Source organism: Streptomyces sp. NPDC001599 (genome assembly GCF_042893535.1).
Taxonomy (GTDB): Bacteria; Actinomycetota; Actinomycetes; order Streptomycetales; family Streptomycetaceae; genus Streptomyces.
Window position 1 is genome coordinate 221,525 of record NZ_JBIAVA010000010.1, and the last position, 21,020, is coordinate 242,544.

Consider the following 21,020-nt stretch of genomic DNA (forward strand, 5'->3'; position numbering starts at 1 on the left):
CCTGAGCCTGCGACTAGGCTCGGCACCATGAAGCCAGGACAGACGCAGCGCGTGCCTTGGATCGTGGGGGTGTCCGGGGCCTCCGGCACCCCGTACGCCGCCGCCGTGCTGCGTGCGCTGCTCGCCGCCGGCGAGAGTGTCGACCTGGTGGTCAGCCGGGCCTCGCGGCTCACCCTGCTCGACGAGACCGGCATCTCCTTCCGCGACGCCCACTGGCGGCACGACCTGCGCGAGTGGCTGGCCCGCGGAGCCGACGGAAAGCCGGACACGTTCGACGCGGACGTCTCCGGCGTACGGCACTGGAGCGCGGGCGACCTCGCGGCCGGGCCGTCCTCGGGGTCGTACCCGACGAAGGGCATGCTGATCGTGCCCGCGTCCACGGCCTGCGTGGCCGGTGTCGCGCTCGGGCTGTCCAAGGACCTGCTCCAGCGCACCGCGAGCGTGACCCTCAAGGAGCGCCGCAGGCTGGTCGTGGCCGTACGGGAGACCCCCCTGGACGGCCGGACGCTGCGGCACCTGGTGACCCTGGACGACGCCGGCGCGAGCGTGGTGCCCGCCTCCCCGGCCTTCTACGCGGGGGCGACGCACATCCAGGACCTGGTGGACTTCGTCGCCGGACGCGTCCTCGACGCGGCGGGCGTCGGGCACGACCTCTACCGCCGCTGGCGCGGCGACCTCGGCGGGGCCCGCCCCACCGGCTGAGCACCAACTCCCCCCACACGTTTGTTACCCACATCTTCAGAACTCTTCAGTGGAAGGCTTCGATCGCATGGACGCGGTGGACAGGCAGCTCATCCAGGCCCTGAGAGAGAACGGCAGGGCCTCCTACGCGGAGCTGGGGCGCCTCGTCGGACTCTCGGGACCCAGCGTCACCGACCGCATCAACCGGCTGGAGGCAGCCGGAGTCATCACCGGATACCGGGCCACCGTCGACGCCGCTTCCCTCGGTCTCGGCGTCACCGCCCTGATCGGCGTCTCGCTCTCCGACGCCGCCGACCACGAGGACGTGGCGCAGCGCCTCAAGGAGCTGCGGGAGATCGAGGACTGCTGGTTCATCGCCGGTGACGACTCCTACATGCTCAAGGTGCGCGCGGCCGACGTGGACGGCCTGGAGAGCATCATCCGGCGGCTGTCGGGCACCAAGGGCGTGTCCCGTACCCGTACCACCATCGTTCTCTCCACCAAGTGGGAGAACCGGGTGGGCGAGCTGCCCGAAGAGGTCCAGTAACCGGGGCGTACGGTTGACCCGTCTGTCTCAGAAAGAGGTATCGCATGGACGCCGGGCTCAAGCGCGAGCTGGAGCAGAAGGTCCGCTCCGGTGAGCGGCTGACCCGCGAGGACGGCATCGCGCTGTACGAGTCGGACGATCTCGCCTGGCTCGGCGGCCTCGCGCACGAGGTGCGGACACGGAAGAACGGCGACGTCGTCCACTTCAACGTCAACCGCCACCTCAACATGACCAACGTGTGCACCGCCTCCTGCGCGTACTGCTCCTTCCAGCGCAAGCCGGGGGAGAAGGACGCGTACACGATGCGCATCGAGGAGGCGGTGAAGCTCGCCAAGGCGATGGAGGGCGAGAACCTCACCGAGCTGCACATCGTCAACGGCCTGCACCCCAACCTGCCGTGGCGCTACTACCCGCGCTCGCTGCGCGAACTGAAGGCCGCGCTGCCGGACGTCTCGCTCAAGGCGTTCACCGCCACCGAGATCCACCACTTCGAGACCATCTCCGGGATGTCCGCGTCCGACATCCTGGACGAGCTGATCGACGCCGGTCTGGAGTCCCTCACCGGCGGCGGCGCAGAGATCTTCGACTGGGAGGTGCGGCAGCACATCGTCGACCACCGCACCCACTGGGAGGACTGGTCCCGCATCCACCGCCTGGCCCACGAGAAGGGCCTGAAGACCCCGTGCACCATGCTCTACGGCCACATCGAGGAGCCCCGCCACCGCGTGGACCACGTGCTGCGGCTGCGTGAACTCCAGGACGAGACGGGCGGCTTCCAGGTCTTCATCCCGCTGCGCTACCAGCACGACTTCGTGGACATGAAGGACGGCAAGGTCAGGAACCGCCTCCAGGCGCGCACGCAGATGGCGACCGGCGCGGAGGCCCTGAAGACCTTCGCCGTCTCGCGCCTCCTCTTCGACAACGTCCCGCACGTCAAGGTCTTCTGGGTCATGCACGGCGTCCAGACCGCCCAGCTCGCCCTCCAGCACGGCGCGGACGACATGGACGGCTCGGTCGTCGAGTACAAGATCACGCACGACGCGGACGACTTCGGCACGCCGAACAAGCTGACGCGGGAGGACCTGCTGGACCTGATCCGCGACGCCGGGTTCCGGCCGGTCGAGCGCAACACGCGGTACGAGATCCTCCGGGAGTACGAGGGGGCCGACCCGGCGCGCCGGGAGTCGCCGCAGCCGATGCGGGTGTGAATTTCCGGTTGTTCTTCGGGTGCGGGTGAGTGGGGGCTGGTCGCGCAGTTCCCCGCGCCCCTGAGTCGCCACAGTCCCGGCGTCTTGTAAGCAGGCGCTGGGGACATGCCGCTGAGGGGCGCGGGGCTGTATCGATGTGCGGCTCCGCCGCGTGGGCGCGACCAGCCACGAACCACCCGCACCCGGCATCGCATCCGAACCGTTCCCGGCGGGTACCCGCACCGCATGGCCACCGAGGACGACTACACAGCGCAACCCTTCGTTCCCGCACGCGGCGGCCTCCCCGCCCTCCGCAAGGCCGCCGCCGACTGCCACGGCTGCCCCCTGCACAGGGCCGCCACCCAGACCGTCTTCGGCGCCGGCAGGGCGACCGCCCGCGTCATGCTCGTCGGCGAACAGCCCGGCGACCAGGAGGACCGGCAGGGCAAGCCCTTCGTCGGCCCCGCCGGACACCTCCTCGACCGGGCGCTGGCGGAAGCCGGCCTCGACCCGGCGGACGCGTACGTCACCAACGCCGTCAAGCACTTCAAGTTCACGCAGGCCGAGCCCCGCAAGCGCCGTATCCACAAGGCGCCCACCCTGCGCGAGACGGCGGCCTGCGGTCCCTGGCTGGCCGCCGAGCTGGACCGCGTGGAGCCCGAGCTGATCGTGGTGCTGGGCGCCACGGCCGGCAAGGCGCTGCTCGGCTCGTCCTTCCGGGTCAGCCGGGTGCGCGGCACGGTGCTGGAGGAGGAGATCCACGGGCGTCCGGAACGGCTGGTGCCGACCGTGCACCCGTCGGCGGTGCTGCGGGCCGAGGACCGGGACGCGGCCTACCGGGGACTGCTCTCGGACCTGAAAGTCGCCGCACGAGCACTCGGGTAATAGCTACTATGGCTCGGTGTCCCTTACTTTCACTTTCGATCCGGCCGTCACCCCCGACCTCCGTGACGGCGTCCTCGACCTGTGGACCGACGTCTCCAACGCCGGCGGCTCCGTGGGCTTCGTGCCGCCGGTGACGCGCGAGGACGTCCGCCCCGAGCTGCTCAAGCACCTGACGGGCATGGCCGAAGGGCGTACCCGCCTCCTCGTCGGACATGACGCGGAGGGCAGGGTGGCCGCCACCGCGTTCCTCGCCCTCAACACGCACCGGCTGATGAAGCACTGGCTCTGGCTCTACACGGTCATGGTCCACCCGCGCCACCAGGGCCGCGGCTACGGCCGGGACCTGATGACCGCCGCCGCGGACGCCGCCCGCACCTGCGACGGCATGGAGGCGATACGCCTCACCTGCCGCGGCGGGCTCGGCCTGGAGCGGTTCTACGAGTCCTGCGGCTACAAGGAGGTCGGCCGGGTCCCCGGCGCGATCCGGGTCGCCCCCGGCGACGACCGGGACGACGTCTTCATGCTGCTGCCCCTGGCCTGACCCCCCGGCCGAGGCCCGACCGACCCCCCTGCAAGATCGACGGCCCGGCATGTTTCACTGGACAGTGCCTCTTTGTGCCAGAAACGGAAGAGTGGATTGAGATGCTCCGCTACACGCTGATGCGCCTCGGGATCTTCGCAGGCTGCCTCGTGGTCGTCTGGGGGCTCGTCTACGCCGGAGTGTTCCCGCGCGGCCTCGGCGACTCCAACGGCATGTGGATCCTCCTGCTCTCCCTGCTCATCTCCGCCCCCATCAGCTACGTCGCGCTGCGCAAGGAGCGGGACCGCGCCTCGGTCCAGGTCGTGGGCCGGGTGGACCGCATGAAGGCCAACCTGGAGGCCAACCGCGGCCAGGAGGACGGCGCCGACGACACGGCCCGCGCCCAGGGCCAGACCTCGTAACGTCCGTCACGCACCCGCACGCCCCGGCTTCCGAAATTCACCGGAACCGGGGCACTTTGCTTTTTGCGGGCAGTAGTGCACTCCCACCTCTCAAAGTATGGCTTTGAGTGTCTCAAAGCACGGGTGTTAAAGTCGTGTGCATGAAGCAAGCAGCCGCGCCCACCACACCACAGCGCCTCGCGCTCGTGGCGCGCCTGCACGTGGACCTCTGCCGGTGCGCGTCCGCGAACTGTCGCCCCTGACGTTCCCCCCTCACCAGTCGTCCCCACGTCAGCTCAGCGCGTCCCATCCCGCGTCCCGTCCCCCTACGGAGCATGTCCGTGTCTTCACCCTCTTCTTTCACGAAGTACCTCAAGGTGCCCTTCTGGGCCCAGATACTCGCCGGTCTCGTCCTCGGCGTCCTGCTGGGCTGGCTGGCCCGCAGCCAGGACGTATCGTGGCTGGTCACCACCCTGGAAAAGATCGGTGACACCTTCATCGGCCTGCTGAAGCTGGCCGTCGCCCCGCTGGTCTTCTTCGCGATCCTCGTCTCGATCACCAACCTGCGGAAGGTCAACAACGCGGCCCGCCTGGCGTCCCGCACCCTCCTCTGGTTCATGATCACGTCGCTGATCGCGGTGGCCATCGGCCTCGTCATCGGCCTGGTCACCAACCCCGGCGCGGGCACCGGCCTCACCGCGGCCGACGGCGCCAAGCCCGAGCACACCGGTTCCTGGATCGACTTCCTGACCGGCATCGTGCCGACCGACGTCATCACGCCGTTCACCGAGCTGAACGTCCTCCAGATCGTCTTCATGGCCGCCGTCGCCGGTATCGCCGCCCTCCAGCTCGGCGAGAAGGCCCAGCCGATCCTGAACCTGAGCGAGTCCGTCCTCGAACTCCTCCAGAAGGCCCTGTGGTGGGTCATCCGCCTCGCCCCGCTCGGCACCGTCGGCCTCATCGGCAAGGCCATCGCCACCTACGGCTGGGACCTCATCGGCAAGTACGCCACCTTCACCGCCGACATCTACGTCGGCTGCGCCCTCGTGATGTTCGTGGTCTACCCGACGCTGCTCGCCACCGTCGCCAAGGCCAGCCCGCTCCAGTTCTTCAAGGGCGCCTGGCCCGCCATCCAGCTGGCCTTCGTCTCCCGCTCCTCGGTCGGCACCATGCCGCTGACCCAGAAGGTCACCGAGCGCCTCGGCGTCCCGAAGGAGTACGCGTCCTTCGCCGTGCCGTTCGGCGCGACGACCAAGATGGACGGCTGCGCCGCGATCTACCCGGCGATCGCCGCGATCTTCGTCGCGCAGATCTTCGACATCCAGCTGGGCGTCGGCGACTACCTGCTGATCGCCTTCGTCTCGGTGGTCGGCTCCGCCGCCACGGCCGGACTGACCGGCGCCACGGTCATGCTCACCCTGACCCTCTCCACCCTGGGCCTGCCCATGGAGGGCGTCGGCCTCCTCCTCGCCATCGACCCGATCCTGGACATGATGCGGACGGCGACGAACGTCGCGGGCCAAGCTCTCGTGCCGGTGATCGTCTCGGCCCGCGAGGGAATCCTCGACCGCAAGGCCTACGACGAGGCGCACGCCTCGCCGATCGACGAGCCGGAGCGGGAGAAGCAGGCGTCGGAGCCGGTTCCGGTCGCCGCCTGACCGTCCCGTCCGGGGCGCTGACGTCCTGAACACCGCCGCACGGACCGTACGCTGATTCGCATGGGTGCAGGGAAGACCAAGCGGATGCCGCGTGCGGTCCGTCAGCAGCAGATGCTGGACGCCGCCGTGAGCGTCTTCGGCCGGCGCGGGTACATGGCGGCGTCGATGGACGAGATCGCCGAACTGGCGGGCGTGTCCAAGCCGCTGGTGTACCTGTACCTGAACTCGAAGGACGACCTCTTCAGCGCCTGCATCGACCGCGAGGCCCGCGCCCTCACCGAGGCGGTGCGGGCCGGCGTGCGTCCGGGGCTGTCCGCCGACGGACAGCTCTGGTCGGGGCTGCGGGCGTTCTTCACGCACACCGCGCGGCACCCGGACGCCTGGCGGGTGCTGCACCTGCACGCCCGTACGCACGGCGAGCGGTTCGCCGCCGAGGTGGCGGTGATGCGCGAGGACATCGTCGCCTTCGTGACGCAGCTGATCGCCGCCGCGGCGCGCGACGCGCACCGGGACCCGCACCTGGCCGAGGGCGAGGTCGCCGGGCTGGCCGAGGCGCTGGTCGGCGCCGCGGAGTCGCTCGCCGACTGGGCGGGCGCCACCGAGGGCGTCACCGCGAAGCAGGCGGCGGCGACCCTGATGAACTTCGCCTGGGCCGGCCTGGGCGACCTGATGGCGGGACGGCCGTGGTCCGCGCCGGAGGAACCCGGACCGGAGGCGGAGCCCGCGCCGGTGGCTCAGGCCGCGGGGTAGGGTCCGACCTCGCCGGACAGGTGGAGGCGCCCGTCGCGGGCGCCGCGCAGTTCGAACCGGCCGCCCGCGCCGCCCCCGCCCTCCCCGGCCCCGGCCCCGTACGCCACCGTCCCCGGCAGCAGCACGGGTGCCCGGAACTCCGCCCGTACCACGGCCGCGTCCGGCGTCCCGTGCTCGGCGAGGCACCGGGCCACGGTCCACATGCCGTGCACGATGGCCCGCGGGAAGCCGAACAGGCGGGCGGTGAGCGGGTGCAGGTGGATCGGGTTGCGGTCCCCGGAGGCGGTGCCGTAGCGGCGTCCGACGTCACCGGCGAGTCGCCACTCGGCGCGTACGGGGAGGGGTTCGCGGTCGGCCGAGGGCGTCTTGCCGGCGGAGGGCGGGGCGGTGGTGCGGTGCCGGGCCAGGTAGGTGCTGCGGGACTCCCACACGAGGGTCGTGCCCGTGCGGACCTCCGTGACGACCGTCGCCTCGGTGCCGCGCCGGTGCGGGGCCAGCCCCTCGACGTACACGGTGAGTTCGTACCCGGTGGTCGCGGGCATGACGGCCCGGCGGGTGATGCCGATGGACGTGTGGACGAGGCCGAGCAGGGGCAGCGGGAAGCCCCGGCCGCTCATCAGGCGCATGGCCAGCGGGAAGCCCAGCACGTGCGGATAGGTCACGGGAAGCGCGTCCGCGCCGGTCGCGAACCCGCACACCCGCTCGTACGCCGCGAGCCGCGCGAGATCGACGCGCAGGCCGGGCAGGACCAGCCGGGTGCGGGGGAAGTCCGCGTCCGGGCGGGGGCGCTTGAGGGGCGACAGCAGCGCGCCGCGCGCGAGGAGCGGGGTCAGGGCGGGGACGCCGGTCAGGGTGCTGGGGGTGGGGGCCGCGGTGGTCATCACGCCCCCAGCAGGCTCTGGCCGCAGACCCGTACGACCTGGCCGTTGACCGCGCCGGAGGCCGGGTGCGCGAGCCAGGCGGTGGTCTCGGCGACGTCGACGGGCAGTCCGCCCTGTGCGAGGGAGTTCATGCGGCGGCCGGCCTCGCGGATGAGGAGCGGGACCGCCGCCGTCATCTTCGTCTCGATGAACCCCGGCGCCACCGCGTTCACCGTCACCCCGTGATCGGAGAGCGCGCGCGGCGCCAGCGAGCGGACGAGTCCGACGATGCCCGCCTTGCTCGCGCCGTAGTTGGTCTGGCCCGCGTTGCCCGCGAGGCCCGCGATGGAGGCCGTCGCCACGATCCTGCCGCCCCGGTTGACGGCGCCCGCCGCGAGCAGCGCGTCCGTGGTGCGCAGGACGCTCGCGAGGTTGACGTCGAGCACGGAACTCCAGCGGTCGGCCGGCATGTTGACCAGGCGCCGGTCGCGGGTGATGCCCGCGTTGTGGATGAGGACGTCGAGCCCGCCGGGCAGCGCGGCGGCGATGCGCTCGCCCGCGTCCGCCGCGGTGATGTCGAGCGCGAGCGCGGTGCCCCCGAGGCGTTCTGCGGCCCGGCGTGCCGCCTCCTCGGCCTGCGGCACGTCGAGGACGACGACCTGGGCGCCCTGCCCGGCCAGCGTCTCGGCGACCGCCGCGCCGATGCCCCGCGCGGCGCCGGTGACCAGGGCGGTGCGCCCGGCGAGCGGCAGCGCCCAGTCGTCGGGGGCGGCGCCCTCGCCCGCCGTCCCGACCTCGATCACCTGGCCGCTGACGTAGGCGGAGGCGGGGGAGAGGAGGAAGCGGAGGGTGGACTCGGCGGGCGCCGCGTCGGTGAGCCGTACCAGGTTGACCGTCCTGCCCCGTCCGATCTCCTTGCCGAGCGAGCGCGTGAATCCCTCCAACGCCTGCTGGACGGCGGCCTGGTGGTGGTCGGCCGGGTCGAGCGGGGCGCCGAGCACCACCACACGGCCGCTCGCGGCGACGGACCGTACGACGGGGTGCAGTGCGGTGTGCACCTCGGCCAGCGCGTCGACGTCCCGTACGCCGGTGGCGTCGAGGACGACGGCGGCGGGCCGGCCGTCCTCGTCCCGGGGCAGGCCGGTACGGGCCAGGACGGGTGCGAGGTCGAGCTCCGGCTTGCCGGCGGTGAGGTGCAGCAGGCCGCCGTCGAGCGCGTCCCGCCGCAGGGCCGCGGGCTGCGGCAGCCCCAGCCGGCGGGTGAGGAACCGGCCGGGTGCGGTGCCGGTGAAGCTGAGATAGCGGTCGGCCATGTCTGTCTCCCAGGCGGTTGCGACGGGTCCAGAGGTCTTCGGGGGTCTTCGGAGTTTTCGGGGGCTTCGGGGGCTTCGGAGGGCGGTCCTGCGCAGAACTACTTACTCTGGAGTAAGGTTACCGGAGGTAAGCCTATGTCACGGGTGAGGAGCAGGTCGAGATGAGCCCTCTGGCACACCAGCCCACACGCCGCGTCGCGGTCATCGGCGGCACGCGCGTCCCCTTCGCCCGCTCCGACGGGCCGTACGCCACCGCCTCCAACCGGGAGATGCTCACCGCGGCCCTGGACGCGCTGGTCGAGCGGCACGGCCTCCAGGAGCCGGGCGCGGTCGGCGAGTTCGTGGCCGGTGCGGTCCTCAAGCACAGCCGGGACTTCAACCTCGCCCGTGAGACCGTCCTCGGCTCGGCCCTCGACCCGCGCACTCCCGCCTACGACATCCAGCAGGCCTGCGGGACCGGGCTCCAGGCCGTGATCGCCGCCGCCAACAAGATCGCCCTCGGACAGACCGAGTCGGCGATCGCGGGCGGCGCCGACACGGCGAGCGACGCCCCGCTCGGCGTCAACGACCGCCTGCGCCGCATCCTCCTGGAGGCCCGCCGGGCCAAGTCCACCGGGGGCAGACTGAAGGCCCTGGCCAAGATCCGCCCGGGACACCTGGTCCCCGACATCCCGCGCAACGCGGAGCCGCGCACCGGCCTGTCGATGGGCGAGCACGCCGCGGTCACCGCACGGGCCTGGGGCATCTCCCGTGAGGACCAGGACGCGTTGGCCGCCACGAGCCACCAGCGGCTGGCGGCGGCGTACGAACGCGGCCTCTTCCAGGACCTGGTGGTCCCCTTCCGCGGCCTGGCCCGCGACCAGAACCTGCGCCCCGGCTCGACCGTCGGGAAACTGGCCGCGCTCAAGCCCGTGTTCGGCCTCGACGCCCCCGGCCCCACCATGACGGCGGGCAACTCCACGCCCCTGACGGACGGCGCCGCGACGGTGCTCCTGGCGAGCGAGGACTGGGCCGAGGCCCGGGGCGTCGAACCCCTCGCCTACCTCACCGCGTACGAGACGGCGGCCGTGGACTTCGTCGGCGGGGACGTGGCCGGAGGCGAGGACGGGCTGCTGATGGCGCCCGCGTACGCGGTCCCGCGGATGCTGGAGCGGGCCGGGCTCGGGATCGGGGACTTCGACCTCGTCGAGATCCACGAGGCGTTCGCGTCGCAGGTGCTGGCCACACTGGCCGCCTGGGAGAAGCGCGGCCTGGCCCCGGTGGACCGGGCCCGCCTGAACGTGGCAGGCTCCTCCCTCGCCACCGGCCACCCCTTCGCCGCCACCGGCGCCCGGATCGTGGCCACCCTGGCCACGCTGCTCGCCGAGCGGGAGGGGCCGGGGCGCGGCCTGATCTCGGTCTGCGCGGCGGGCGGCCAGGGCGTGACGGCCATACTGGAAAGAACGTGACTTACCCTCAGGTAACCCCCAAGACTGCACACCTCCGGCGCGGGAAGATCGTGGAACGCGCACCAAGTCCCCACCTGAGCGCCGTACGATCCCGGAACTGACCGTCGGTAACCCATGTCCGCGGAACCGGCGATGAACGCCTCGGCGCGCGAGGCACGTACGTCATGCAGCAGAGCAGCGACAGCAGAAGCAGTGTCTTTGCTGCACGTCCCAGGAGCCGCCCGTGTCCACCCCGCTTCCGTCCTTCGCCGCATCCGCCGCCTACGCCGACTCGCCCGGCCCCACCCTGGTGGCGCCCGAGACGCGGATGCTGGACGGGGCCGTACGGGAGGCCTACGTACCGCCGTTCGCGCCACCGGTGCGCCGCGGGTCCCTCGCCGACCTCCCCTTCGACAACGCGGCGGCGGTCCCGGGTCAGGTCGTCCTCAGCCGCAGGTCGCCGGAGGGCGACTGGTCCGACGTCACGGCGGCCGAGTTCGCCGGGCAGGTGCTGGCGGTCGCCAAGGGAATGATCTCCGAGGGCCTGATGCCGGGCGACCGCATCGCGATCATGGCGCGGACGACGTACGAGTGGACGCTGCTCGACTTCGCCGCGTGGGCGGCGGGCCTGGTCACCGTCCCGATCTACCCGACCTCCTCGCTCTTCCAGACCCGCTGGATCCTCCAGGACTCCGGCGCCGTCACCCTGGTCACCGAGACCACCGCGCAGGCCGCCGCCCTCGGCCCCGAGCTGGACCGCATCCCCGACCTGGGGCATCTGTGGGTCATGGAGAAGGGGCACGTGGAGCGGCTGGCGGAGCTGGGCGCGCGGGTGCCGGACGCGGAGGTGGAGGTGCGCCGCGGCATGCTCGGCCCGTCCACCCTCGCCACCCTGATCTACACCTCCGGCACCACCGGCCGCCCCAAGGGCTGCGTGCTCACCCACGGCAACTTCTTCGCCGAGGTCGACAACGCGATCGAGCTGCTCTACCCCGTCTTCAAGGCGGAGACCGGCGAGGAGCCCTCGATCCTGCTCTTCCTGCCGATGTCCCACGTCTTCGGCCGCATGGTCGCCGTGGCCTGCGTCCGCGCCCGGGTCCGCCTCGGCCACGCGCCGAGCCTGAAACCCGAGGACCTGCTCCCGGACCTGGCGGCCTTCCGGCCGACCTGCCTGCTGACCATCCCGTACATGCTGGAGAAGGTCTTCAACAGCGCCCGCGCCAAGGCCGAGTCCGGCGGCCGGGCCTCGGCCTTCGACCGCGCGGTCTCGGTGGCGGTGCGCTACGGCGAGGCCAGGGAGGCCCGCCAGACGGGCACCGGCGGCGGCCCCGGCCGCGGCCTGAAGACCGCCCGCTCCTTCTACGACCCCCTCGTCTTCCGCAAGATCCGGGGCGCCATGGGCGGCCGGGTCAAGTACGCCATCTGCGGCGGCTCACCGCTCGGCCGCCGCCTGGCCGCCTTCTACGCCGGCGCCGGCATCGAGATCTTCGAGGGCTACGGCCTCACCGAGACCACCGCCGCGGCCACCGTCACGCCCCCGCTCAAACCGCGCCTCGGCACGGTCGGCTGGCCGCTGCCCGGCACCCGCATCCGTATCGCCGCCGACGGCGAGATCCTCGTCGCGGGGGAGCAGGTCCTGCACGGCTACTGGGACCCGCAGGCCGGGGGCGTCGTCCAGGCCGCACCCGACGGCTGGTTCGCCACCGGTGACATCGGCAGCCTGGACGACGAGGGCTATCTGACGATCACCGGCCGCAAGAAGGAGCTGCTGATCACCGCGGGCGGCAAAAGTGTCGCCCCGGCCCCGCTGGAGAACTGGCTGCGCTCCCACCCCCTGGTCTCCCAGTGCATCGTCCTGGGCGACCGCAGGCCCTACGTCTCCGCCCTGTTCACCCTCGATCCCGACGGCGTCAACCACTGGCGCCGCATGAACGGCAAGCACCCGGTGCCGCCGGAGCTGCTGGTGGACGACGACGAGGTCCACGCGGTGCTCCAGCGCGCCGTCGACGAGGCCAACAAACTCGTCTCCCGCCCGGAGTCCATCCGCCGCTTCGCCGTCCTGCCCAGGGACTTCACCGAGTGGGAGGGCCACCTGACCCCCTCCATGAAGCTCCGGCGCGAGGTGATCATGCGGGACTTCGCGGGGGCGGTGGAGGGGCTGTACGAGGGGTAGGACGGCGTCGGCGGGCAGCGGCGGGCAGCGGGGGGCAGCGGCGGTTCAGCGGCGTTCAGCGGCGGGCGATGAGGCAGGCCTGCGGGACCTGCGAGGACGTGCTCGCCTCCTGTGTGCGCACCGTCCGGGACAGCACCGTGAAGCCGGTCTGCTCCAGCAGCTCCGCCATCGGCTCGGGCCGCCGCCGTTCGAAGGACAGGGCGACCGGGTGGCCCCACGGCCGGTCGTGGTGGAGAGGCTCGTCGCCGACCTGGAAGCCGAGCAGCAGATGCCCGCCCGGGGCCAGCACGCGCCCGACCTCCGCGAAGAGGTCCGGCAGCCGCTCCCACGGCGTGTGGATCGACGAGTACCAGGAGACGGCCCCCGCGAGAGCGCCGTCGGGCAGGTCCAGCTCCAGCATGGACCCCTGCTCGAACCGCAGCCCCGGATTCTCCCGGCGCGCGATCGCGAGCATCGACGCGGACAGGTCGAGGCCGAAGACCCTGAGGCCCAGCGAGGCCAGGTGCGCGGTGACCAGGCCGGGCCCGCAGCCGAGGTCGGCCACCCGCCCCTCGGTCCCCACCAGCTCGGCGAAGGCGCCCATCAGCGCCCGGTCGAGGGGGGCGTCGTCGAGCGCGGTGCGGAACCGGGCGTGGTAGTCCTCGGCGATGGCGTCGTAGAACGTCCGGGTGGTGGTCACGAAGGCGGCGTCAGTCATGGCGGGACTCTAGGGGCCGGCACTGACAGCCGCCCCGGACGGCCCGGAAAGGGCAGGAGCCCCGTCGCCGAAACCGGCGCGGGGCTCCTTGGGTACTGCTGTCAATCAGACAGGAGTGACATTCTCCGCCTGCGGACCCTTGGGGCCCTGCGTGACGTCGAAGGACACCTGCTGGTTCTCCTCGAGGGACCGGAAGCCGGTCGCGTTGATCGCGGAGTAGTGGACGAAGACGTCGGGGCCGCCGCCTTCCTGGGCGATGAAACCAAAGCCCTTTTCGGCGTTGAACCACTTCACGGTTCCGGTAGCCATAAGCCCTCCTTGGGCCCAAAGGGTTGCCCTGCTCCAGAACCAGCAAGTGTGAAGACTTTGAATGCCGCACAACTGCATACGTCTGAGAACGACGAGAGCCCGCGGTCACATGCTCCGCAGGCTCTGTACTGCAAGGGAAACCAAACTGCAACTTGCTGTGAGCCTAGCACGCAGGCCCCCGAGCGCAACAGAGGTCAAGATCACTTCACCCGGACGTTTGAACGCCTGCGCCGTTCGGCTGACGCCGGGGGTCGCCGACGGGCGGATGGGGGCGGAGGGCTAGCCTCCCGATGTGGACAATTCTCGCACCCGGCCGCGTGTCGGCCACATCCAGTTCCTGAACTGCCTGCCCCTGTACTGGGGGCTCGCGAGAACAGGCACGCTCCTCGACTTCGAGCTGACGAAGGACACCCCGGAGAAGCTCAGCGAGCAGCTGGTGCGCGGTGATCTCGACATCGGTCCCGTCACCCTGGTCGAATTCCTCAAGAACGCCGACGACCTCGTCGCCTTCCCCGACATCGCCGTCGGCTGCGACGGCCCCGTCATGTCCTGCGTGATCGTCTCCCAGGTCCCGCTGGACCGCCTGGACGGCGCCCGGGTCGCCCTCGGGTCGACCTCACGCACCTCCGTACGCCTGGCCCAGCTCCTGCTGGCGGAGCGCTTCGGCGTCCAGCCGGACTACTACACCTGCCCGCCGGACCTGAGCCTGATGATGCAGGAGGCCGACGCGGCCGTCCTCATCGGGGACGCCGCCCTGCGCGCCAACATGATCGACGGCCCGCGCTACGGCCTCGACGTGCACGACCTGGGCGCCCTGTGGAAGGAGTGGACGGGTCTGCCGTTCGTCTTCGCGGTCTGGGCGGCCCGGCGCGACTACGCGGAGCGCGAGCCGGTCATCACCCGCAAGGTGCACGAGGCCTTCCTCGCCTCCCGCAACCTCTCCCTGGAGGAGGTGGAGAAGGTCGCGGAGCAGGCCGCCCGCTGGGAGGCCTTCGACGAGGAGACCCTGGCGAAGTACTTCACCACCCTCGACTTCCGCTTCGGCGCCCCGCAGCTGGAGGCCGTCACCGAGTTCGCCCGCCGCGTCGGCCCCACCACGGGCTTCCCGGCGGACGTGACGGTGGAGCTGCTGCGGCCCTGAACGCCCGGGGCGTCGCGGTGGGCGGCCCACTACCCTGCTGGCAGGTACCGGCGTACGGGGGAGGGGTGGACGCCATGCGGCCGCTCGAAGTCGACGAACCCACCGTCGTGGGGCCCTACCGGCTGCTCGGCAGGCTGGGCTCCGGCGGCATGGGCCGGGTCTACCTGGGCCGCAGTGCGGGCGGCCGCACGGTCGCGGTGAAGATCGTGCACCCGCACTTCGCGCTGGACGAGGAGTTCCGGGCCCGGTTCCGGCGCGAGGTGGCCGCCGCACGCCGGGTCGGCGGCGCCTGGACCGCGCCCGTGCTGGACGCGGACCCCGAGGCGCGCGTGCCGTGGGTCGCCACGGCGTACGCGGCCGGTCCGTCCCTGACGTCGGCCGTCGCGGACGGCGGCCCGCTGCCCGCCCACTCGGTACGGGCACTCGGCGCGGGCCTCGGCGAGGCGCTGGCCGCGGTGCACGAGCTGGGCCTGGTCCACCGTGACGTGAAGCCGTCCAACATCCTCCTGACCCTCGACGGCCCCCTCCTGATCGACTTCGGCATCGCCCGCGCCACGGACGGCACGGCTTCCCTCACCTCGACCGGGGTGTCCATCGGCTCCCCCGGCTACATGTCCCCCGAGCAGATCCTCGGCAAGGGCGTGACCGGCGCGGCGGACGTCTTCTCGCTGGGCGCCGTGCTGGCGTACGCGACGACGGGGCAGCCGCCCTTCCCGGGTGACTCCTCGGCCGCCCTCCTCTACAAGGTCGTCCACGAGGAGCCGCGCCTCGACGGCCTGGACGACGGAGAGCTGCGCGAGCTGGTCGCGTCCTGCCTGGCGAAGGACCCGTCCGCCCGACCGGCCCCCGCCGAGGTGGCCCGGTGCCTGGCCCCCGAGGGCGCGGCCCGCCTGGTGAGCGGCGGCTGGCTGCCGGGGGCGCTGGTGGAGCGGGTCAGCCGGAGCGCCGTACAGCTGCTGAACCTGGAGGCGGGGGAGGCGGAGACCGGGGCCTCGGGGCCCGTCGGGTTCAGCCGGCCGTCGGTCACGGCGGGTGGCGACGTTGGGGTGGCGGCCCCGGCGTCCGGTGTCTTCGGCCCGCCCCCGGTGATGCCGACGCCCACGTCGCCCTCGTACCCACCCTCGTCGCCTGCCCCTGCCCCCGCCCCTGCCCCCGCCCCTTCTCCCGCCCTCCCGTCCGTTCCCGGCCCGAGGGATCCCGGGCCGCCGAACGACGACGCGGGCGCCGGGGCGGGCACGACACACCCTCCGGGCAGGCTCGCCCTCTCCGTCGCGGCGACCTCGACGCAGGGCGCCCAGGGACGCGGCCGGCGGATCAGCTGCACCGTGGCACTGGCGGTGGCGGGAGCGCTGGCGGCGGTGACGGTGGGGTCGGTGTTCGTCCTGGACCTGCTGCCGGGCTCGGGCAACGACGCGAACAACGCCGGGGGCAGCGACGGCACCCACGAGCCTCCCGCCGCCACCGCCGGTGCGCTGCCCGCGCGCTACCTCGGCACCTGGGAGGGCCAGGCCGCCGCCCTGGACGGCAAGCTGCCGCTGGGCACCTTCCGGATCACCATCAAGCAGGCGAAGGTCGGCCAGGAACTGGGCAGGCTCCACCAGACCGACGCGCTGGGCGGCGTCTGCGTCGACGTGATCACCCTCAAGAAGGTGACGGAGAAGCAGCTCGTCGCCGGTTCCGTCGGCGCCGAGGACAACCACGACGGCTGCAACCCCGCCCCCACGACCGTCACCTTCACCCCGGTCGGCGACGACCTCGACTACGCGTCGAAGAGCGAGGAGTCGGGCCGGCCGGAGGCACGGCTGTCGAAGATCGAGTAGCGGGGCCGGTTCTCCACCCGCCGACCGCCTCCGCCACGCCGCCTCAGCCCGGCACCACGACCGTGCGCAGCTCTCCGTCGCCGAGGTGCAGCATGCCCTTGCCCGGCGTGACCTGGCCGCCGACCATCTGGCGCGAGATGCGCAGCCCGATGAGGTCCCCGCTGGAGGACTCCTGCGGGGAGAGCAGGATGCCGCGGCGGGCCTTCTTGGCGTCGACCTGCCAGCCGGAGAAGCCGCTGCACACGTCCTCCTCGTCACCGGCGATGACGAGGGCGAGGCCGCGTTCGGCGCCCCGGGAGACGATCTTCTTCATCTGGCTCTCGGCGTCGCAGTCCTCAAGGATCTCGCCGTCGTCGACGAGCACGGCGATGGGCTCCTCCAGGCTTGCTCCGTCGATCAGCTCCTCGAACTCGTCCTCGTCGATGTCGTCCCCGGTGAAGACCTTCAGCACGCCCTCCGCGCCGTCCAGTTGGCGCACCGGCGACTGGCGGGGCGCCGCCACGATCAGACGGGTGCCCTGGGCGAGGAGCGACTGGGCGACGTTCATCAGCACCGTGGAGCGGCCCGACTTGGCCGGCCCGGCGATGACGAAGGACGGCACGCCGTCGGCGAGGTCGGGGCCGAAGCCGACGATCTCGTCGCCGCCGATGCCGATCAGCGCCCACAGCTTGGAGCGGGACGCCTCCGGGTCGCGCATCTCCCAGGCCTCGGGGAAGGAGATCCGGCTGGGCAGGCTGTCGACGCGGAACGGGCGCCGGGCGCGCGGGACGTCGGTGTCGCGGGCGGTGGCGGCCTCGCCGATCGCGGTGATCGCCGCGGCCTGGCCCTGCCCGGTGGTGTCCTCGGAGAGCAGCGCGAACTGCGTCTCCGTACCGGCCTCGTTGCGGAAGGCGCGGCCCGGCGGGATCTCCTCGGGCACCTTGCGGGTGGGGATGCCGAGCGAGGCGAAGTCGCTGCGGTCGGCCAGGCGCAGACCGTACTTGTCCTCGGTGAGAGTCGCGATGCGGCCCACGAGCAGGGTGCGGTCACCGGTCAGGATCAGGTGGATGCCGACGCTGGCACCCTCGCGCATCATCGTCTGCAACTCGTCGGTCAGCGACCCGTGGTCGACCTCGCCGAGGGTGGGCACCCATCCCTCCCAGCGGTCCAGCAGGACGACGATGTGCGGCATCCGATCGGCCTCCTCCGCCGAGGCACGCTGCTCACCGATGTCCGCGAACCCCGAGTCGGCCAGCAGGTCCTGACGACGCGACAGCTCGCCCTTGAGCCGGTTGACGAGCCGTACGACCCGTTCGGTCTGGTTGCGGCCCACGACCGCGCCGCAGTGCGGCAGCCGGGTCAGCGCGTTGAGGGCGCCGTTGCCGCAGTCGATGCCGTAGAGGTGGACGTCGGCGGTGGAGTGGGTGCGGGCCAGCGAGCCCGCGATGGTGCGCAGCACCTGGGAACGGCCGCTGCGCGGAGCGCCGCCGATCATCAGGTGCCCGAAGCTCGCGAAGTCGACGACGACCGGGCGGCGGGCCTGGTCGGAGGGCAGGTCCTCGATGCCGTACGGGGCCGGCGGCAGCTTGCCCGGCACGGCGCCGGCGAGGGCCGGGACCTCGATCTCGTCCAGCAGCAGCTTCTCGTCCAGCGCGGGCAGCCACGGGCTGTGCTGGGCCGGGATGCCCATCGACCGGTTGGCGTCGCGCACCGCGTCCACCAGCACCTTGAGGTCGGTGATCTCGTCGTCCTCCCGGGACTCGGTCTTCGGCTTGGTCAGCGTCGCCCGGCCCAGTTCCTCCCAGCCCAGCGGTCCGACCCAGGGTGCGAGGGCGGCGGGATCGGCGGCACCGGGCCGACGGCCACCGACACGTCCCGACTGGAAGGGAACGAGCGAGGAGTGACCGAGGCGTACGTAGGCACGGCCCGGGGTGTTCTTGGAGATGTGCCCGGCCTCGGGCGAGTCGATGACGTCCGACGACTCGCCTCCGTCGGTCACGCGCAGGGCGATCCGGAGGTTGGTGTTGGCGCGGATCTCGGGGGAGACGACACCGCTGGGCCGCTGGGTGGCGAGCAGCAGGTGGATGCCGAGCGAACGTCCTCGCTGGGCGATGTTGACGAGCCCGGTCACGAAGTCGGGCAGGTCGCGCACCATGGAGGCGAACTCGTCGATGACGATGAGCAGCCGAGGCACCGGAGCGTGCGAGGGGTCCCTCCGCACCAGATCCTGGTAGTCCTCGATGTCCTTGGCGTCGGCGGCGGCCAGGATGTGCTCGCGCCGCTTCAGCTCGGCGCCCAGCGACTCCAGTGCCCGCTCCACCAGGTGCGCGTCGAGGTCGGTCACCATGCCGACGGTGTGCGGCAGCTTCACGCAGTCCTTGAACGCGGAGCCGCCCTTGTAGTCGACGAGGACGAACGTCATGTTCTCGGGTGTGTTCGCGACGGCGAGGGCGGCCACGATCGTCTGCAGCAGCTCCGACTTGCCGGAACCGGTCGTACCGGCGATGAGGCCGTGCGGCCCGTCCTTGCGCATGTCGATGCCGAAGGGGCCGTCGTACGACTCGCCGATGACGGCCATCGTCGACTGCCCGCCCATCCGCCACCGCGCGCCGATCGCGTCGGCCGTCGGCGGCTCCAGCTGCAGCACGTCGAGCAGTCGGCTCGCCCCGGGCAGCGCGGAGTCCTCGGTCTCGCCGCTGATGTCGCGCAGCGCGGACAGCGACCGCGCCAGCCGCAGACACCAGGCGGGCGTGACGAAGTCGGGCCGTACGCCGGTGATCCGCTCGACCCCCGCCTCCTCCACCCGCAGCCGCAGCTTCTCGGCGCGGGCCCGCTGCTCGGGCTCGGCCGGGGCGTTGGTGTGCCACGCCTGGAAGGACGGGAAACCCCCCGCGACCTGCTGCGCGGGCTGTGCCTGCTCGTCCCGCTGCTGCGGCCCGCTCTCCTCGGCCTTGGGCTCGGCGACGACGAACGCCTGGCACTCACCCGGCAGGAACCGTTCCTCGGCGTCGATGCACACGGCGAACATCGACACGGCCGGCCCTTCACGCAGCAGCCGTACGACTCCGGGCAGCGACCGCAGCCGCCGCGAGCCGTCCCACACCACCACGATGTCCGGATCGGTGAAACTGGAGCCCTGCGCTCCGCCGCCCTTCTGCTCCGCGGCCTTCTTGCGGGCGTCGAGGATCTGCGTCAGCTCGCCGATGCGGGCACCGACGGTCTCGGCGTCCGTACCGATGAGGACGTTGACGTCCTGCCCCCCGGAGGGCCGGGAATGCGGCAGCCACCGCACCCAGTCCCACTCGCCCTGGGCGGAGTTCTCGCTCAGCACGTAGAACTGCACGTCCATCGGGCTGTGCAGCGCGGCGGTCTGTGCGACCGCCCAGCGCCCCAGCGACCGGGCCGAGTCCCCGGGTCCCGCGATGCCGACGACTCCCAGGGTGCGCAGCGACAGTGCCACGGGCGCGTCCTCGATCTTCCAGGTGACCTGGCGCCGGTGGTCGTCCTGCTCGGGGTCGTCGAGCACGACCTCGGAGGGCAGTTGCCCGGTCCCCACCCGCAGCAGCAGATGATCACGGTCGGTCCGCCGCCGCTCCCACAACCGCGTCCGGGGCCCGGTCCCCACGGACAGCACGACCGCCGGATCGGGAATGGCCTGCCGCCGGTCGTCCCGTTCGGCGACCAGAGCGTCCTGGGCGTCCTTCTCGATCCGCGCCTTCTGCTCCTCGTACTCCTTGACCTGCTTGGCGTGGGACTTGCGGCCGTGCTTCTTGTCGTTGAAGTAGTTGGCGAACAGGAGGATCGGGCTGAGACCGGCCATGATCAGGTAGTACCAGCGCCCGAACACCATCACGGCGACCACGGCACCGACGAGCGGCGTCAACGCCATCAGCCAGGGCAGCGGCCGGGCCTCGTAGTCGCGGGGCGACGAGGGCAGCCGGAAGTTGGTCTGCCGCTCGGCCGGCCGCAGCCGGGGCGGCCGGTTGTAGTCCAGTCCCACCCCGTCCTCGGACCACTTGAGCGCGGCGTTGGGCGGCGCGTACCGGGCCAGCTCGACGAGCGAGTTCCCGACCGCTATCTGCGCCCCGAGCGGCCAGTCGTCGCCGTCCCGTTCCTTGACGGACTCCCCGTCGAGGGTGACGCCCTCCTTGTCTCCGTGCACGGCGACCTTGCAGGTCCCGTCGGTGGAGACGGAGAGGGTGAGCGCACGGGCCTCGACTTCGGGATCCTCGATCCGGACATACGCGGCCGGTCCGCTCCCGATGTCGTACTTCCCCACCCCGAGCCGGTGCACGAACCCGGCACCCGGCCCGCCTACGACCCGCAACTCCACTAGCCCGGTGGGCTCTCCGGGCAGGCACCCGGACGGGTCCTGCAGACTGACGACGGCGCCCTCGCGCAACGGCGACCCGATGACCGTGGCGGACGGATCGACGGCGTACCCGTCGACGTAGACGAGCGGCGCACCGCCGGCTCCCGCCTGGCCCTGATGTCCGATGGGGATGACCTGCGCGCCCGCGACCCCGACCTGCTTGGCCAGCTCCTCGGCGATGTCCCCGACGGTGGACTCGGGATCCGCGTCGAGCACGACGTCGGCGGAGCTCCCGCCGTACGGATCGACGACGGTCAGAGTCAGTCGCACGCTTGTCCTCCCCAGGCGAGCCCCTGCGGC

General features: G+C 72.1%; 18 protein-coding genes. 13 read left to right on the forward strand and 5 right to left on the reverse strand.

The genetic code is table 11. From position 1 onward, the window contains the following. Positions 1-51 precede the first annotated feature (51 nt). From ACFYZ3_RS25605 to ACFYZ3_RS25645, 9 genes are all read left to right on the forward strand, one after another. Positions 52-702, forward strand: a complete 651-nt coding sequence (locus ACFYZ3_RS25605) for a UbiX family flavin prenyltransferase (RefSeq protein WP_388522260.1) — start codon at positions 52-54, stop codon at positions 700-702. Positions 703-769: 67 nt separating this feature from the next. Then, positions 770-1,228, forward strand: coding sequence for an Lrp/AsnC family transcriptional regulator (locus ACFYZ3_RS25610; RefSeq protein WP_007443788.1), 459 nt, complete (start codon positions 770-772; stop codon positions 1,226-1,228). Positions 1,229-1,272: 44 nt separating this feature from the next. Beyond that, positions 1,273-2,436, forward strand: a complete 1,164-nt coding sequence (gene mqnE, locus ACFYZ3_RS25615) for an aminofutalosine synthase MqnE (protein WP_328562033.1) — start codon at positions 1,273-1,275, stop codon at positions 2,434-2,436. Between the two features lie 225 nt (positions 2,437-2,661). Next, complete coding sequence (locus ACFYZ3_RS25620) at positions 2,662-3,300, forward strand: UdgX family uracil-DNA binding protein (RefSeq protein WP_388522043.1); 639 nt, start codon at positions 2,662-2,664, stop codon at positions 3,298-3,300. 16 nt (positions 3,301-3,316) lie between these two features. Beyond that, entirely contained in the window at positions 3,317-3,841 is a 525-nt protein-coding gene (locus ACFYZ3_RS25625) for a GNAT family N-acetyltransferase (RefSeq protein ID WP_388522046.1), read from the forward strand. Between the two features lie 101 nt (positions 3,842-3,942). Then, entirely contained in the window at positions 3,943-4,242 is a 300-nt protein-coding gene (locus tag ACFYZ3_RS25630) for a DUF4229 domain-containing protein (RefSeq protein WP_003974452.1), read from the forward strand. A gap of 140 nt (positions 4,243-4,382) precedes the next feature. Further along, positions 4,383-4,484 (forward strand): putative leader peptide, encoded by a 102-nt coding sequence (locus ACFYZ3_RS25635; RefSeq protein WP_309546884.1) that lies wholly within the window; start codon positions 4,383-4,385, stop codon positions 4,482-4,484. 72 nt (positions 4,485-4,556) lie between these two features. Then, positions 4,557-5,879: a dicarboxylate/amino acid:cation symporter gene (locus tag ACFYZ3_RS25640; protein WP_388522051.1), complete on the forward strand. Its 1,323-nt coding sequence runs from the start codon at positions 4,557-4,559 to the stop codon at positions 5,877-5,879. Positions 5,880-5,939: 60 nt separating this feature from the next. Beyond that, positions 5,940-6,629, forward strand: coding sequence for a TetR/AcrR family transcriptional regulator (locus ACFYZ3_RS25645; protein ID WP_388522054.1), 690 nt, complete (start codon positions 5,940-5,942; stop codon positions 6,627-6,629). Here the strand turns inward: ACFYZ3_RS25645 and ACFYZ3_RS25650 are convergent. Further along, positions 6,614-7,510 carry a MaoC family dehydratase gene (locus tag ACFYZ3_RS25650; RefSeq protein ID WP_388522056.1) on the reverse strand — a complete coding sequence of 299 codons (897 nt, stop codon included), beginning with the start codon at positions 7,508-7,510 and terminating at the stop codon, positions 6,614-6,616. The genes ACFYZ3_RS25645 and ACFYZ3_RS25650 overlap by 16 nt on opposite strands. Next, positions 7,510-8,802, reverse strand: a complete 1,293-nt coding sequence (locus tag ACFYZ3_RS25655; RefSeq protein ID WP_388522059.1) for a 3-oxoacyl-ACP reductase — start codon at positions 8,800-8,802, stop codon at positions 7,510-7,512. Before ACFYZ3_RS25655 ends, ACFYZ3_RS25650 begins: the two co-directional genes overlap by 1 nt. A 161-nt stretch (positions 8,803-8,963) precedes the next feature. Between ACFYZ3_RS25655 and ACFYZ3_RS25660 the strand changes: the two genes are divergently transcribed. Continuing rightward, on the forward strand, positions 8,964-10,250 hold the full coding sequence (locus ACFYZ3_RS25660) for an acetyl-CoA C-acetyltransferase (protein ID WP_388522062.1): 1,287 nt from the start codon (positions 8,964-8,966) through the stop codon (positions 10,248-10,250). 223 nt (positions 10,251-10,473) lie between these two features. Next, entirely contained in the window at positions 10,474-12,402 is a 1,929-nt protein-coding gene (locus ACFYZ3_RS25665; protein WP_388522065.1) for an AMP-dependent synthetase/ligase, read from the forward strand. A 55-nt stretch (positions 12,403-12,457) separates the two neighbouring features. Here ACFYZ3_RS25665 and ACFYZ3_RS25670 read toward each other — a convergent pair whose 3' ends face one another. Both ACFYZ3_RS25670 and ACFYZ3_RS25675 read right to left on the reverse strand, forming a co-directional pair. Then, positions 12,458-13,099: a class I SAM-dependent DNA methyltransferase gene (locus ACFYZ3_RS25670; RefSeq protein WP_388522068.1), complete on the reverse strand. Its 642-nt coding sequence runs from the start codon at positions 13,097-13,099 to the stop codon at positions 12,458-12,460. Positions 13,100-13,204: 105 nt separating this feature from the next. Then, positions 13,205-13,408: a cold-shock protein gene (locus ACFYZ3_RS25675; protein WP_004984723.1), complete on the reverse strand. Its 204-nt coding sequence runs from the start codon at positions 13,406-13,408 to the stop codon at positions 13,205-13,207. A 292-nt stretch (positions 13,409-13,700) separates the two neighbouring features. Between ACFYZ3_RS25675 and ACFYZ3_RS25680 the strand changes: the two genes are divergently transcribed. Together ACFYZ3_RS25680 and ACFYZ3_RS25685 are read left to right on the forward strand one after the other, a co-directional pair. Then, positions 13,701-14,549: a menaquinone biosynthetic enzyme MqnA/MqnD family protein gene (locus ACFYZ3_RS25680; protein ID WP_388522071.1), complete on the forward strand. Its 849-nt coding sequence runs from the start codon at positions 13,701-13,703 to the stop codon at positions 14,547-14,549. A 74-nt stretch (positions 14,550-14,623) separates the two neighbouring features. Continuing rightward, the gene (locus ACFYZ3_RS25685; protein WP_388522074.1) at positions 14,624-16,369 is read left to right on the forward strand and encodes a serine/threonine-protein kinase; all 1,746 of its coding nucleotides are present in this window, start codon (positions 14,624-14,626) and stop codon (positions 16,367-16,369) included. 43 nt (positions 16,370-16,412) lie between these two features. Here ACFYZ3_RS25685 and ACFYZ3_RS25690 read toward each other — a convergent pair whose 3' ends face one another. Beyond that, positions 16,413-20,990: an FtsK/SpoIIIE domain-containing protein gene (locus tag ACFYZ3_RS25690; protein WP_388522077.1), complete on the reverse strand. Its 4,578-nt coding sequence runs from the start codon at positions 20,988-20,990 to the stop codon at positions 16,413-16,415. Positions 20,991-21,020: the final 30 nt, after the last annotated feature.

Coding starts and splice junctions, on each gene's coding strand:
- ACFYZ3_RS25675 (WP_004984723.1), bottom strand. CDS start 13,408: ATGGCTACCGGAACCGTGAAGTGGTTCAACGCCGAAAAGGGCTTTGGT.
- ACFYZ3_RS25610 (WP_007443788.1), top strand. CDS start 770: ATGGACGCGGTGGACAGGCAGCTCATCCAGGCCCTGAGAGAGAACGGC.
- ACFYZ3_RS25640 (WP_388522051.1), top strand. CDS start 4,557: ATGTCCGTGTCTTCACCCTCTTCTTTCACGAAGTACCTCAAGGTGCCC.
- mqnE (WP_328562033.1), top strand. CDS start 1,273: ATGGACGCCGGGCTCAAGCGCGAGCTGGAGCAGAAGGTCCGCTCCGGT.
- ACFYZ3_RS25630 (WP_003974452.1), top strand. CDS start 3,943: ATGCTCCGCTACACGCTGATGCGCCTCGGGATCTTCGCAGGCTGCCTC.
- ACFYZ3_RS25650 (WP_388522056.1), bottom strand. CDS start 7,510: ATGACCACCGCGGCCCCCACCCCCAGCACCCTGACCGGCGTCCCCGCC.
- ACFYZ3_RS25620 (WP_388522043.1), top strand. CDS start 2,662: ATGGCCACCGAGGACGACTACACAGCGCAACCCTTCGTTCCCGCACGC.
- ACFYZ3_RS25635 (WP_309546884.1), top strand. CDS start 4,383: ATGAAGCAAGCAGCCGCGCCCACCACACCACAGCGCCTCGCGCTCGTG.
- ACFYZ3_RS25645 (WP_388522054.1), top strand. CDS start 5,940: ATGGGTGCAGGGAAGACCAAGCGGATGCCGCGTGCGGTCCGTCAGCAG.
- ACFYZ3_RS25670 (WP_388522068.1), bottom strand. CDS start 13,099: ATGACTGACGCCGCCTTCGTGACCACCACCCGGACGTTCTACGACGCC.
- ACFYZ3_RS25685 (WP_388522074.1), top strand. CDS start 14,624: ATGCGGCCGCTCGAAGTCGACGAACCCACCGTCGTGGGGCCCTACCGG.
- ACFYZ3_RS25655 (WP_388522059.1), bottom strand. CDS start 8,802: ATGGCCGACCGCTATCTCAGCTTCACCGGCACCGCACCCGGCCGGTTC.
- ACFYZ3_RS25660 (WP_388522062.1), top strand. CDS start 8,964: ATGAGCCCTCTGGCACACCAGCCCACACGCCGCGTCGCGGTCATCGGC.